An 11,922-nucleotide genomic window follows, 5' to 3' on the forward strand; every position below is an offset into this window, starting at 1 on the left:
TTATGCTCCTCGCCGCACCCGCTGCGGCGCAGCCGGCCGCGCCCGTCGACCTCGTCCTCGTCGACAAGTCCGACCGCACCCTGACCCTCTACACCGAGGGCCGGGCGGTGCGCACCTACACCGGCATCCAGCTTGGCGACGAGCCGGTCGGCGCCAAGCATTTCGAGGGCGACGAGCGCACCCCCGAAGGGCGCTACACGATCGACTACGGCAACCCGCGCAGCGCCTACCATCTCTCGCTCCACGTCTCGTACCCCAGCGACGCGGATCGCGCCTACGCCCGCGCACGGGGCCGCTCGCCCGGCGGCGACATCTTTGTTCATGGCCAGCCCAACAGCGCTGGCGAACGGCTCGAGGGCGACTGGACCGACGGCTGCATTGCCTTGTCCGACCCCGAGATCGAAGAGCTATGGTCGCTCGTCGGCGATGGCACGCTCATCGAGATCGTCGCCTGATCCGCAAGTATTCTTGATGTGATCTCTGTTGTTCTCTTCCTGTTTGCACAACGCTTCGCGAGCGATCGGAATGCCCCAAGCCCTTCCGCTTCGACCCGGCTTGGGACGAGGCGCCCTCTTATCGCGCGGGCCACCTCGCGTTGTCTGTCGCGCTGTTCGCCGATCGCGCCGGCTTGCGCGGCGAGATGCCAAAGCCGCCGGGTTCCGCCCGACCCACCGCGGCACCCTGACCGGGCTCCACGGCGAGGAAGCATGCCCGCTGGGCGAGGTCGTGCTGATCGATGCGCCGTTTGTCGACGGCGCGACACTGGCGGCGCTCGCCCGGAACGATCTGCGCGCCGCGCACGCGGGCGCGCAGCTTGTTGTTTCGATCAGCCTTGCCGCGCTCGACGACGTGTTCGGCTGCCTCGACCGCTCGGGCGCGCAAGTGCGGTCGAACCGAGCCGGGCCGAGCGGGTGATCGCGCTCGGCCAGGTTCTGGCCGGCATGCCGCGCGGGCGCGTGCGCGAACCGACCGCCGACGACCGCGTGACCCTGCTCCGCCTGACCGAGCAGGTCGGCCGGCTGGCGGAGGGATGGAGCGGTTCGATACGCCGTCCGCGGCGCCACACGCCCGGCCCACAAGCCTGCGGGTCGAGACTGCGTCGACCCCGTTCGACGGCGCGCCGGGCGAGGACGGTCGGCACCGTCCGGCGGGCGCGCCCCACCCTGTCTCGCTTGATCCGCGACTGATCCGCCGGATCATCCGCCAACGCCAGGCTCGCGCACGGTTTTTCGATGGCGAGCTGTTCGCCGACCCGGCGTGGGACATGCTGCTCGATCTCGCCGCCGCGCGGGCCGAGCGCCAACGCGTCTCGGTCACCAGCCTGTGCATTGCCAGCGGCGTTCCGCCCACCACCGCGCTGCGCTGGATCGCGCTGATGACAGAAGCCGGACTGCTCGAGCGGGTAGAGGACGCGATCGACCGCCGCCGCGCCTCCATTGCCCCGACCGATCGCGCCGCCGAGGCGATGATCCGCTATTTCGCCGAGATCGGCAAAGGGGCCGAGTACGCGGTCTAAGCGCGTCACAACACCGGCAGAGCGATCCCGCCCGGTCGGGCATTTCAGCTTTTGTCGAAGCGGCGAAATCATCACGGTCGTAACAGTTCCGTGCATTCAGGACGGCTCGCTTTTGACGAGCATGAACGGGACTGGCTGAGACTGACGAACGTGGCGACTTGCCGCGATCAGGTATCTGGTGATCGTTCGTTCCCCCTCGCGGGTCAGGCCGAGGAAGGTGCGACGCCGATCGCTATCGTCGACCTCGCGAACGATCAGGTTGCGGCTAACCAGCAGGTTGATCCAGCGCAGAGCCGTCGTTTCCGGAACGTGCGCGGCCATGCAGGCGCCCTTGACGTCGACCCGCCGCCCGGCGGCGCGCTGCACGTAGAAGTCGAGGAGCATGTCCCAGGCCGGGTCCGCGAACAGGTCGGGATCGAAATGCGTGTCGCGCAGGCGGCGGGCGCGCAGCATCGATTCGGCCAGGCGCCCGAGCAGGACCGGATCGCCCGCGCCCTCAGAGTCCGATCCATACGGAACGGTCTCGCTCCGGACCCAGGGCTGATGATCCTCGTCATCGGCGAGCTGAAGCAGGCGATGCGCGATCTCGCGGATTTCCTGACCGCGGCTCACAGCAGCCCCGCCCGCGACATGCTGAAGACGGCATTGCCACCGACGATCAGATGGTCTCGCACCACGATCCCCAGCAGTTTGGCGTCGCGGACCACGCGACGAGTCGATGCGAGGTCGTCCGCGCTGGGTTGGGCGATGCCCGAAGGATGATTGTGGGCCAGCACGATTTCCACCGCGCCGAGCGCCACGGCGCGCCGAAACAGCTGGGCCGGTGAGAATTCCATGCGGTGCGAAGGTCCCGCCGCCACGGTTTCATGATCGATGAACTGGCCGCCGGCATTGCCGAACAGCGCGAGCATCTCCTCGTGCTGTAGTCCGCAGAAATGTGCCACCACGAATTGCAGGAGGCTCGGCGACGCGGAATCGAGCGGTCCGCGCGTGACCTGCTCGCGCAAGCCGGCGTGCAGCAGCCTCCTCACGGCTGCAATCTGGCCGGGCAGGGTCGAGCCGGGGCCGAACACTTCGGCCAACTCGCGCCGGCGCGCGGCCGCGACTCCGGCTATTGAGCCGAACCGATCGAGCAGCGAAACCGAATGGGTCGGCGCCTGATCACCGCTCAGCGGAGCGAGCAGCGCGGCTAGGTAGTCAGCCTGGGGTTTCGCGTGCGATCGTTGAGATAAGTGCCCACGGCGAGGAGCAATATCAGCAAATACGAGGGAGCCGTGGCTATTGCCCAGTAAACCACCGGGGGCGTCTCCACCTCGATGATGCGCAGGAAGTGGCCGAGCGTCGCGACAAGCTGGACCGAGGCTAGCCATATCGGCCAGACCCGTGGTGCCCGCAACGCCAGCCACACGAGGGTGCCGAGCAGAGCGAGGTCGAGGCTCATGTGCCACAGGTCGACCTCGCGATAGTTAGGCGCGGCCACGAGGAGGTGGAAGGCGCGATCGACCACCTCCTGGGAGACGAACGCCGCGGCTGCAACACGTTCGGGCTGACCGCCGCGACGCCAGGCGTACGCGGCGACGGCAAGCATGAGCGCCATTTGCAGCAGGTAGCGAAGCATCGACTCCTGTCGAACACTTCGCACCCGGTTTGGTCAAGCATGGCGAGCAGCGCCTCAGGCCACCGCGTCCAATGCCTGATTGTCGTCAAGCAGGCCCGAAGGTTCGGTCGGGTCTTCCCAAATCATCAGCGTCCTGGCGAGCCGCGAGAGCTCGTCATGGACGCGGAAGGTGTCGCTCGATGCAGCCACAAGCTGCGCCTGGGCGCGTTGCAGGCGGATAAGCGCCAACTGACCGGCGTGAACCGGCAGCCCGCTGTCTCGGCGGGTGTCGACGATGGTGGCCGCGAGCGCCGCGGCGTGGGCGATCGACTGGTCGATCGATGCTTCGAGGGCAGCTATCTCCCGGGCGACCTTGGCGGCGGCGGCCTGGCTGACCGGGGGAACTTCGGTATTCGCGGCGACGATGGTGAGCATCGATGGACTCCTCGGGTTGGTGTGTCCCGAGGCGACCCCGCTCAGCCGCCGTCGACCAGCCTCTTCAGGCTCTCGACGACCGCCAGCCCAATGAGCACCAGCGTCAGGATCGAGACGGCGCCGATCATGATCCACACGATCCGGTCCCGCGATCCCGACGCCGCACTGGGCAGCCCCGGCACGAACCGCTGCCATGCGGCCGGGTCGACGGGGGTGCTGTCTTCCCAGGCGGGACCGCCGGAGAAGTGCAGCGCATCGCCAAACACGTAAAGCGGCTGTTCGCCAGCCATCCCTCCCCGCTCTGCCCCGCTTTCGCCAAGCAGGAACGGCTCACTAGTTAGCCCTTCACTGGTGCGGACGAGGGCGTTGAACTTGCGCGCCGCCTCGAAGCGGCTGGCCGCGCCCAGGGTGATGCGGGCGGCGTCGAGGCGCTGATCGACCGAGCGCGGGGCGATGCCCAGCTCGCGTCCGATTTCCTTGGACGACTTGCGGACGAGGGCGAGGCGCAGCACCTCGCGCTGCTTCGGGGTGATCCGGGCCAGCTGTGCGCGCTGCTCTTCGCCGAGGCGGCCGTCGTCCTCGATCAGATCCGGACACTCGGGAAATTGCGCGATCTGGTGCATCATGGTCCCTCGCCGCGTAGGCTATACCCGCGCGCCCGGCATTCGCCAAATACGGTCAGCTTATCTCCGCCTCCGTGGGCTGCGGCCCGCCCGGCTTGGCCAGCGCGCCGCAATGCTCCTTGCCCAGTTCGTAGGCGAGCGAGACATGCGTGGCGATGCTGGGAAGTTCCAGAGCATCGAGAATCGCGAGCGCCCGCGACAGCGCCGCCAGGGCTTCCTCGATCCGGGAATCCCCGTGGGAACAGCCTTCGTCCAGCGGCGCGGCCGGCGCATGGGTCATACCAAGTGGTCCCTCCGATCCAATCGATTACCCGATGGCGCGTATCCTAGCCCCACTCGCGCCCCAACGCCATACGCTGTTCTACTCGCCTGGCGAGTCCGGGGAAAGTCTCCGCCAAGCCCTCGCCGCGCCGGCCCGGCGAGGCCCGGCCTGCCCTTTTCCGGCGCCGCCTGCCGCATCCGGGCATTGACGACCGCCGCGATCCCGCGCATCTGCGCGCCTGTCGCACGCCCCCGCGGGGCGCCTGCGGGCGGTTAGCTCAGTTGGTAGAGCATCTCGTTTACACCGAGAGGGTCGGCGGTTCGAGCCCGTCACCGCCCACCATGCCCGGCCCCACCGGGCGGCGTGTCCGGGGGAGCCCGCGCGCCACATTACAAATCGGTCAGGTTCGCGTTCGCGCGGAACGATGCCCGCGCCGGGCGATTGAGCCGACGCCACGCGGCTTCCCGCAAGCCGTGTCAGCGTGGCGCCGCCGCGACCCTGCGGAAGCGCCGTGCACCACCAGGAGAGAAACCGATGCGTAGCCTGATCCTTGCCGCCGCCGCCCTGATCGGCGTCACCGGCGCCACCGCCGCCACCGCGCAGATGCCGGTGAAGCAGACCACCACCGTCACCACGCCCGCGGGCACCACCAAGACCACCACCCGCACCCACGTCGACGGGATGAGCGGCCGCACCGACCAGCGCGTCACCACCCGCACCAAGACCGCGGTGGCCACGCGCCACGGCCACACCGCGGTCGCGAGCGCGTCGCGCCACTGCAAGACCTGGTGGAAGCACGGGCGCCGGATGCGCAGCTGCAAGTCGGTGACCCGCGTCCGCCACCTGGGCTGAAGCCGACGCGCGGTGGCGCGTCACTCGGCGTAATGCCAGCCGTCGGGAACGTCGTTCGGTCCCGGCGGCACCACCAGCCACCAGCGCTCGACGCCCTGCTCGAACGCGATGAGCTGCCGCTTGTCGACCCTGCCCTCGTCATGGCCGGGAAACTCGTGCGGCTCCAGGACCCCCGGGGGGCGCGCCGCGTCCATCCGCGCGAGCCGCTTGCCATACCACCGGCAGTCGTCCTCGGTCAGGCAGTCGCGGGGCCGAGGCACCTCCGCCGCACCCGGGAAAGTCGCCCTCGTCGTCCTCCTCTCCGTCGAGGCTGGATCATTTGGACCACTGTCCAGGGGATTTTTCTTCGGATCCCGCCGATGCGGGGGCGCAGGCGGCGAGGGCGGCGCCTCCGGTCTAGCACCGTTTGATTGGGGGCTCTAAGCCGCCACCGTCTTCCGCCCCTTGCGCACCGGAGCCTTCTCCACCACCGCGGCCGCCTGCCGCTCCAGCAGCGGCTTGAGGTAGAACCCCGTCACGCTTCTCTTATCCGCCGCGACCTTCTCGGGCGTGCCTTCGGCGACGATCTCGCCGCCGCGCACCCCGCCGCCCGGCCCCAGATCGAGCACCCAGTCGGCGGTCTTGATCACGTCGAGGTTGTGTTCGATCACCACCACGCTGTTGCCCTGGTCGACGAGGCGGTGGAGCACTTCGAGGAGTTTGCGGACATCCTCGAAATGCAGCCCAGTGGTCGGCTCGTCGAGGATGTAGAGCGTCTGCCCGGTGCTGCGGCGGCTGAGTTCCTTGGCGAGCTTGACCCGCTGGGCCTCGCCGCCGCTCAGCGTGGTCGCCTGCTGGCCGACCTTGACGTAGCCCAGGCCGACCTCGCCCAGCATGTGCATCTTCTCGCGGATCGATGGCACCGCCTTGAAGAAGGCTTCCGCGTCCTCGATCGTCATGTCGAGCACGTCGGCGATGCTGTGGCCCTTGAACTTCACCTCAAGCGTCTCACGGTTGTAGCGCCGCCCGCCGCATTCCTCGCAGGTGACGTAGACGTCGGGAAGGAAGTGCATCTCGATCTTGATCAGCCCGTCGCCCTGGCACGCCTCGCACCGCCCGCCCTTGACGTTGAAGCTGAACCGCCCGGGCTTGTAGCCGCGGGCGAGGCTTTCGGGGAGGCCGGCGAACCAGTCGCGGATCTGGGTGAAGGCGCCGGTGTAGGTCGCGGGGTTGGAGCGCGGGGTGCGGCCGATCGGCGACTGGTCGATCTCGATCACCTTGTCGCACAGCTCCAGCCCCTTGATCCGGTCGTGCGCGCCCGCCAGCACCCGCGCGCCGTTGAGCGCGCGCGCGGCGCCGGCATAGAGCGTGTCGATCGTCAGGCTCGACTTGCCGCTGCCCGAAACCCCGGTGACGCAGCAGAACGTGCCGAGCGGGAACTTCGCCGTCACCCCGCGCAGGTTGTTGGCGCGGGCGTTCTCGACCACGATGTGGTGGCCGTTGCCGCGGCGGCGGACCGGCGGCACCGCGATCTTGCGCGCGCCCGACAGGTACTGGCCGGTGAGGCTTTCGGGCGCGGCGAGGATGTCGGCCAGTACCCCCTGCGCGACGATCTCGCCGCCGTGGACCCCGGCGCCGGGGCCGAGATCGACGATATGGTCGGCGTGGCGGATCGCGTCCTCGTCGTGCTCGACCACGATCACGGTGTTGCCCAGATCGCGCAGGCGTTTCAGGGTTTCGAGCAGCCGGTCGTTGTCGCGCTGGTGGAGGCCGATGCTCGGCTCGTCGAGCACGTAGAGAACGCCCGACAGGCCGCTGCCGATCTGGCTGGCAAGGCGGATGCGCTGCGATTCGCCGCCCGACAGCGTACCTGAAGTTCGGTCGAGGTTCAGGTAATCGAGCCCGACATTATCAAGGAAACCAAGCCGTTCGTTGATCTCCTTGAGGATCGCCCGCGCGATCTGCTGCTGCTGGTTGTTCAGTTTCGGCTCGAGCGCGAGGAACCACGCCTTGGCGTCGGCGACGCTGAGCCGGACCGGGCCGGAGATGCTCTCGCCCGCGATTCGGACGCTCAGCGCCTCGGGCTTGAGCCGCGCGCCGTGGCAGGTCTCGCACGGTTGCGCGGTCTGGTACTTGCCCAGCTCCTCGCGCATCCACGTGCTCTCGGTCTGAAGCAGGCGGCGGTTGAGGTTGCCGATCACCCCTTCGAACGACTTGCGCACGGTGTAGGATTTGCGCCCGTCCTTGAAGGTCAGCGGGATCGGCTTGCCCTTGGTCCCGAACAGGATGGTGTCGTGCACCGCCTCGCCCAGCTCGCTCCACGGGGTGTCGAGATCGAACCCGTACTCCGCGCCCAGGCTGGCGAGGACCTGCATGTAGTAGGGGCTCGGCGGGTTGGACTTGGCCCACGGCACCACCGCGCCCTTCTTGAGGCTGAGCGCCTCGTTGGGGACGACGAGCTGCGGATCGAACAGCAGCTTTTCGCCCAGCCCGTCGCACGCCGGGCACGCGCCCTGCGGGGCGTTGAAGCTGAACAGCCGCGGCTCGATGGCTTCCAGGGTGAAGCCGGAGACCGGGCAGGCGAACTTCTCGCTGAACACGATGCGGTTGGGGGGCAGGCCCGCCCCTTTCAGGTTGGTGCCCTGCGCGTCCTCTTCCTCGCGGCCCGGGACGTTGCCGTCGGCCAGATCGACATAGGCCAGCCCGTCGGCCAGCTTGAGCGCCTGTTCGAAGCTGTCGGCCAGCCGCGTCTCCACGCCCCCTTGTTCGGGAGTACTGGCGCGCACCGCGATCCGGTCGACCACCACCTCGATGTCGTGCTTGAACTTCTTGTCGAGCGCGGGGGCGTCCTCGATCGCCATCGTCTCGCCATCGATGCGCACGCGGGTGAAGCCGGCGCGCTGCCATTCGGCGAGCTCCTTGCGGTATTCGCCCTTGCGCCCGCGCACCACCGGGGCGAGCAGGAACAGCCGCGTCCCCTCGGGCAGCGCCATCACCCGGTCGACCATCGTGCTGACCGTCTGCGCCTCGATCGGCAGGCCGGTCGCGGGCGAATAAGGCACCCCGACGCGCGCCCACAGCAGGCGCATGTAGTCGTAGATCTCGGTCACCGTCGCCACCGTGCTGCGCGGGTTGCGACTGGTGGTCTTCTGCTCGATGCTGATCGCGGGGCTGAGGCCGTCGATATGCTCGACATTGGGCTTCTGCATCATCTCGAGGAACTGGCGGGCGTAGGCCGAGAGCGACTCGACATAGCGCCGCTGGCCCTCGGCATAGATCGTGTCGAACGCCAGGCTGGACTTGCCGCTGCCGCTCAGCCCGGTGATCACGATCAGCGAGTCGCGTGGCAGCGCCACGTCGAAACCCTTGAGATTATGCTCGCGCGCGCCCCGCACGACGATCTGATTGACGGACATAAGGGTGGTTCTGTTCCAGATTTGTTCGCGGGAGGCAAGGGGAAGGCAGGAGAAGGCCACAGGTGGGGGGCGCAGGCCAAGGTTGCAACTCGGCAAGCGCGCGATCGGGCGATGCGATGGCCCCAAAGTAACCCGCGCGGGAAACGGCGGACGGCGCGCGCCGAACCGCCCTGCCCGCGCGCCCGGCTGCGCTGCGTTTACCCCAACGCACTGGAAAGACTTAACCCTCTCGGCGAATACTTGGCGGGAGGGAAAAGGGAGGGTCACCCATGAATACCAGGCTGTTCGCCGGCGCACTGGCGCTGGGCATCGCGTTCGTCTCCACCGCGGCGGTCGCCGACGATCCACGCGATCCGTCGATGCGCAGCCCCGCGGCGCGGGCGCGCGACAAGGCGATCATCAAGCGGCTCAACGAAGACCAGCTCGCCTATATCCAGCAGCGCGACGCGCGCTACGCCGAAGGCTGGCGCGCCTACCGCGAAGGGCCGCGGGTCAACGCCTCGCGCCAGGCGCAATACGAACGCGAGATGGCCGCCTGGCGCCGCGCGGTCGCCAAGTGCCGTGCCGGCTATCGCGAGTATTGTGCGCGCTAGTCCCCGGCTTCACCCCAGCCGCCGTCCTTGCGGCTCGCCCGCAAAGGCACCAACAGCACCGAGCCGTCGCGATAGGGGCCGCCGATGCGCCGCGGGCGGCGAGGCGCTGGGGGCTGCCCTGCCTGGTCGCTCGTCGCTCGGCATCGGCGTCTCGTCCCCCGGTCGGGCATAAATCGGCGAATGTCGAATTGGTACAATTTTCTGCGAATCGCTTGGCTTAAGGAGAGCCTGACGACGCCCCACGTCGGACAATGCCTCCCCAGGCTCCACCCGTTCGAGACCACGCTGATGACCGCCGATACCGCCCCCCGCCCCACCGCTCCCGCCATCGGCCTGTTCGGCGGCGGAAAGCCTGCCCCTCAGGCCGCCGAGCCCCAAGCCGCCGTGTCTGACCAGGGCGAGCCGACCTCGACCCAGCGCAAGTCGTTCGCCGACTTGTTCCGCGCCGATGGGACAGAACTTCACGCGGCCTGAACAATCGCCGCCAGCCGCCCGGCCACTTCCGCAAGTGTGAGCCGCCTCACCGCGGTATCGCCGCGTGGATGCGATACTGAGAATCATGATGTACTGGAGATCGACGATGCGCTTGTTGATGCGCAGCCAGGCCCGTGCGGCACATGCTCCGACGATCCGCGCAGCGGCCAAACCGATCGCCGGCGAAGAACGCCGCGCGTGGATCGAGGCGCTGTTTGGCGATCATCTGCCCCGCACCCGCCCCGAGCGCGAGCGCGCGATCGAGGTGCTGGTGGGTGACGCAGGAGTGTGGCGGATGCTCCACCAGGTCCGCCACTCGATGGCCGAGACCAGCGCCACGATCGAACGCCTCGCCCGCGCGGCGCTGGAGGATAAGCCGCTGAGGGCAGCGTAAGCGAACCCTCTAGGCTTTGGGCGCTCCTTGCGGGTGGTTGGGCACCAACACCAGTTCGCCATCCTCCACCCGCCAGCCCTTCAGCCGCGAGAGGAAGTTCATCCCCAGCACGTTCATCCCCTCCATGCCCGGCACGATCACCGCATCGAGATCGCGCGCGACGACGTTGCCGAAGCTGAACTCGCCGATCGTCGCAATGCGCGCCATCAGCGTCCCGCTCGCGGTGCGCAGTTGCACCGGCATCCGTCCCGGCGAAGGCTGGATACCGCTCTTCCCGGCAAAGACCTCGGAAACCGCGGTCAGCGTCGCGCCGGTATCGACCAGGAACCGCCGCGGCTCGCCGTTGACCATCGCCTCGATCCAATAGTGCCCGTCGGGCGAGAGGGGGATGCGGGTCTCGCTACCCACGATGCGCTGCGCGGGCAGGCCGACTTGCGGTAGCGCCAGGTCGAGTGCAGGGTTTGACAGCCGCGCGACTTGGAGCACGGTCATCCCGACCACCGCGATCAGCGCCAGATTGCCGCCTGCGCGCATGATCCGGCCGGCCCGCGGGGTCGCGCCGCCGATCAGCGAGCCGGCGAGCGTCACGACCATTGCGATCACCGCCGCGGCAAGCAGCGGCGACTGCATCAGGCCCGAGGTCCAGCCGGGCAAGGCTCCATCCACGTCCATCTTCGGAAGATCGTGGCGGGCCGCGCCTTTCGCAAGCCTGAAGCCCCAGACGGCAGGCATTCTGGTTAAGCCTGCGAAGGCTGGCGTTAACCAGGTTGCTCCACCCAGCCTTGAGGGGGGCTGCGGCAGAAGCGCGCCATGCACCGGCGCATTCTTGCCGCGACCATCGCCACACTGGCCGCCACCGCGCTGCCAGCGGCCGCGCATGCCGCGGTCGCGTTGGGGACGATGCCGCTGGCGCTGGCCGCCGCCGCGTCGTTCGAGCAGGGCCAATGCGCCGCGCTCGCCCAGCCCGCCGCGGGCGAGGCGCGCGCGGTTCCGGCGGCGCTGAGCAAGTCGGCGGCGATCCTCGGCGGACAGCCCAGTGCGCTCGAGTTGATGCGCCAGCAGCAGGCCGGGCTGGCGCCATCTGCCGCCGTACCGGCGCTGCCTGGCACTGGCCTGGTCCCGCGCTCGGGCGGGGAGTGCGCAATGTTCGTGCGCCCGGAAGTCGATTTCGCGACGATGCGACCGGGATTAGGCGTCCGCGTGCCAGGTGCCGACGATTTTCTTGGCAGCCGCCGCCTTGCGGTGCGCAAAACCGGGTTCGACGCGCAGTGGAACCGCGTGCGTCATGGAAGTTTGGGGGCGGGCTTGGCCGGGGTGAGTGGGGGCCATCCCGGCCAAGCTGCCATCGCGGCGGTCAACAGCTGGGCCAACGCGAAGATCCGTTACGTCGAAGACCGCCAGCTCTATGGTCAAGCCGACTATTGGGCCGACGCGCGGACCACGCTCAAGCGCCGCGCGGGCGATTGCGAGGACATCGCGCTGCTCAAGATGGCGCTGCTCGCGGGGGCCGGGGTGCGCGGCGAGGACATGTACCTGACCATCGCCCGCGATCTCGCCCGGGGCGCCGACCACGCCCTGCTGGTGGTCAGGAGCGAGGGCCGTTTCTGGCTGCTCGACAACAACACCGACCGCTTGCTCGACGCCAGCGAGGCCAACGATTACCGCCCGATCCTGAGCTACAGCTCAGGCGGAAAGTGGCTGCACGGGTACTGATCTTCAGGTGTTGCGCTCCGGCGCGCCCATAAAAAGCGGCCGGGCGAGGATACCTCGCCCGGCCGCCT

The 11,922-nt window shown here is 68.7% G+C and carries 17 protein-coding genes and 1 tRNA gene; 9 read left to right on the forward strand and 9 right to left on the reverse strand.

Annotated features, from left to right (window positions below; all coding sequences use genetic code 11):
* The first annotated feature begins 2 nt into the window (after positions 1 to 2).
* The 3 genes from GKE62_RS06450 (at position 3) to GKE62_RS18875 (ending at position 1,516) form a co-directional block, all read left to right on the forward strand.
* Positions 3 to 455 carry a murein L,D-transpeptidase family protein gene (locus GKE62_RS06450; protein WP_154693588.1) on the forward strand — a complete coding sequence of 151 codons (453 nt, stop codon included), beginning with the start codon at positions 3 to 5 and terminating at the stop codon, positions 453 to 455.
* 271 nt (positions 456 to 726) lie between these two features.
* On the forward strand, positions 727 to 915 hold the full coding sequence (locus tag GKE62_RS18870) for a hypothetical protein (RefSeq protein ID WP_230206964.1): 189 nt from the start codon (positions 727 to 729) through the stop codon (positions 913 to 915).
* 115 nt (positions 916 to 1,030) lie between these two features.
* Positions 1,031 to 1,516, forward strand: a complete 486-nt coding sequence (locus GKE62_RS18875) for a hypothetical protein (RefSeq protein ID WP_230206965.1) — start codon at positions 1,031 to 1,033, stop codon at positions 1,514 to 1,516.
* Between the two features lie 96 nt (positions 1,517 to 1,612).
* On the opposite strand, the gene GKE62_RS06460 is transcribed toward GKE62_RS18875, so the two are convergent.
* From GKE62_RS06460 to GKE62_RS06480, 6 genes are all read right to left on the reverse strand, one after another.
* Positions 1,613 to 2,128: a hypothetical protein gene (locus GKE62_RS06460; protein WP_154691526.1), complete on the reverse strand. Its 516-nt coding sequence runs from the start codon at positions 2,126 to 2,128 to the stop codon at positions 1,613 to 1,615.
* Entirely contained in the window at positions 2,125 to 2,589 is a 465-nt protein-coding gene (locus GKE62_RS18420) for a JAB domain-containing protein (protein ID WP_230207063.1), read from the reverse strand. Before GKE62_RS18420 ends, GKE62_RS06460 begins: the two co-directional genes overlap by 4 nt.
* A gap of 116 nt (positions 2,590 to 2,705) precedes the next feature.
* Positions 2,706 to 3,134: a hypothetical protein gene (locus GKE62_RS18425; protein ID WP_195908634.1), complete on the reverse strand. Its 429-nt coding sequence runs from the start codon at positions 3,132 to 3,134 to the stop codon at positions 2,706 to 2,708.
* A gap of 54 nt (positions 3,135 to 3,188) precedes the next feature.
* Complete coding sequence (locus GKE62_RS06470) at positions 3,189 to 3,548, reverse strand: hypothetical protein (protein ID WP_154691528.1); 360 nt, start codon at positions 3,546 to 3,548, stop codon at positions 3,189 to 3,191.
* A 41-nt stretch (positions 3,549 to 3,589) separates the two neighbouring features.
* Positions 3,590 to 4,171, reverse strand: a complete 582-nt coding sequence (locus GKE62_RS06475) for a helix-turn-helix transcriptional regulator (protein ID WP_195908635.1) — start codon at positions 4,169 to 4,171, stop codon at positions 3,590 to 3,592.
* A gap of 55 nt (positions 4,172 to 4,226) precedes the next feature.
* Complete coding sequence (locus GKE62_RS06480; protein ID WP_154691530.1) at positions 4,227 to 4,451, reverse strand: hypothetical protein; 225 nt, start codon at positions 4,449 to 4,451, stop codon at positions 4,227 to 4,229.
* A 248-nt stretch (positions 4,452 to 4,699) separates the two neighbouring features.
* On the opposite strand from GKE62_RS06480, the gene GKE62_RS06485 reads away from it, so the two are divergent.
* A tRNA-Val gene (locus tag GKE62_RS06485) sits at positions 4,700 to 4,775 on the forward strand.
* 192 nt (positions 4,776 to 4,967) lie between these two features.
* Positions 4,968 to 5,285: a hypothetical protein gene (locus GKE62_RS06490; protein ID WP_154691531.1), complete on the forward strand. Its 318-nt coding sequence runs from the start codon at positions 4,968 to 4,970 to the stop codon at positions 5,283 to 5,285.
* 20 nt (positions 5,286 to 5,305) lie between these two features.
* Here the strand turns inward: GKE62_RS06490 and GKE62_RS06495 are convergent, their stop codons facing one another.
* Positions 5,306 to 5,545 carry a hypothetical protein gene (locus GKE62_RS06495; protein WP_154691532.1) on the reverse strand — a complete coding sequence of 80 codons (240 nt, stop codon included), beginning with the start codon at positions 5,543 to 5,545 and terminating at the stop codon, positions 5,306 to 5,308.
* Positions 5,546 to 5,704: 159 nt separating this feature from the next.
* Entirely contained in the window at positions 5,705 to 8,680 is a 2,976-nt protein-coding gene (gene uvrA, locus GKE62_RS06500; RefSeq protein ID WP_154691533.1) for an excinuclease ABC subunit UvrA, read from the reverse strand.
* 269 nt (positions 8,681 to 8,949) lie between these two features.
* Here uvrA and GKE62_RS06505 point away from each other — a divergent pair, with 269 nt between their 5' ends.
* From GKE62_RS06505 to GKE62_RS06515, 3 genes are all read left to right on the forward strand, one after another.
* Positions 8,950 to 9,273, forward strand: a complete 324-nt coding sequence (locus tag GKE62_RS06505) for a hypothetical protein (protein WP_154691534.1) — start codon at positions 8,950 to 8,952, stop codon at positions 9,271 to 9,273.
* Between the two features lie 288 nt (positions 9,274 to 9,561).
* A complete protein-coding gene (locus tag GKE62_RS06510; RefSeq protein WP_154691535.1) occupies positions 9,562 to 9,747 on the forward strand; it encodes a hypothetical protein in 186 nt (61 codons plus the stop codon).
* A 118-nt stretch (positions 9,748 to 9,865) separates the two neighbouring features.
* Positions 9,866 to 10,141 carry a hypothetical protein gene (locus GKE62_RS06515; RefSeq protein ID WP_230206966.1) on the forward strand — a complete coding sequence of 92 codons (276 nt, stop codon included), beginning with the start codon at positions 9,866 to 9,868 and terminating at the stop codon, positions 10,139 to 10,141.
* Positions 10,142 to 10,150: 9 nt separating this feature from the next.
* Here GKE62_RS06515 and GKE62_RS06520 read toward each other — a convergent pair whose 3' ends face one another.
* Positions 10,151 to 10,813: a TIGR02281 family clan AA aspartic protease gene (locus GKE62_RS06520; protein WP_154693589.1), complete on the reverse strand. Its 663-nt coding sequence runs from the start codon at positions 10,811 to 10,813 to the stop codon at positions 10,151 to 10,153.
* Between the two features lie 138 nt (positions 10,814 to 10,951).
* Here GKE62_RS06520 and GKE62_RS06525 point away from each other — a divergent pair, with 138 nt between their 5' ends.
* Complete coding sequence (locus GKE62_RS06525; protein ID WP_154691537.1) at positions 10,952 to 11,854, forward strand: transglutaminase-like cysteine peptidase; 903 nt, start codon at positions 10,952 to 10,954, stop codon at positions 11,852 to 11,854.
* Positions 11,855 to 11,922 lie beyond the last annotated feature (68 nt).

The organism is Novosphingobium sp. Gsoil 351, assembly GCF_009707465.1.
Taxonomy (GTDB): Bacteria; Pseudomonadota; Alphaproteobacteria; order Sphingomonadales; family Sphingomonadaceae; genus Novosphingobium.

Bases quoted from the DNA above. Each gene is read 5' to 3' on its own strand.
- GKE62_RS06450 (WP_154693588.1), top strand. From the start codon at position 3: ATGCTCCTCGCCGCACCCGCTGCGGCGCAGCCGGCCGCGCCCGTCGAC.
- GKE62_RS18875 (WP_230206965.1), top strand. From the start codon at position 1,031: ATGGAGCGGTTCGATACGCCGTCCGCGGCGCCACACGCCCGGCCCACA.
- GKE62_RS18425 (WP_195908634.1), bottom strand. From the start codon at position 3,134: ATGCTTCGCTACCTGCTGCAAATGGCGCTCATGCTTGCCGTCGCCGCG.
- GKE62_RS06470 (WP_154691528.1), bottom strand. From the start codon at position 3,548: ATGCTCACCATCGTCGCCGCGAATACCGAAGTTCCCCCGGTCAGCCAG.
- GKE62_RS06475 (WP_195908635.1), bottom strand. From the start codon at position 4,171: ATGCACCAGATCGCGCAATTTCCCGAGTGTCCGGATCTGATCGAGGAC.
- GKE62_RS06480 (WP_154691530.1), bottom strand. From the start codon at position 4,451: ATGACCCATGCGCCGGCCGCGCCGCTGGACGAAGGCTGTTCCCACGGG.
- GKE62_RS06490 (WP_154691531.1), top strand. From the start codon at position 4,968: ATGCGTAGCCTGATCCTTGCCGCCGCCGCCCTGATCGGCGTCACCGGC.
- uvrA (WP_154691533.1), bottom strand. From the start codon at position 8,680: ATGTCCGTCAATCAGATCGTCGTGCGGGGCGCGCGCGAGCATAATCTC.
- GKE62_RS06505 (WP_154691534.1), top strand. From the start codon at position 8,950: ATGAATACCAGGCTGTTCGCCGGCGCACTGGCGCTGGGCATCGCGTTC.
- GKE62_RS06510 (WP_154691535.1), top strand. From the start codon at position 9,562: ATGACCGCCGATACCGCCCCCCGCCCCACCGCTCCCGCCATCGGCCTG.
- GKE62_RS06515 (WP_230206966.1), top strand. From the start codon at position 9,866: ATGCGCAGCCAGGCCCGTGCGGCACATGCTCCGACGATCCGCGCAGCG.
- GKE62_RS06520 (WP_154693589.1), bottom strand. From the start codon at position 10,813: ATGGACGTGGATGGAGCCTTGCCCGGCTGGACCTCGGGCCTGATGCAG.
- GKE62_RS06525 (WP_154691537.1), top strand. From the start codon at position 10,952: ATGCACCGGCGCATTCTTGCCGCGACCATCGCCACACTGGCCGCCACC.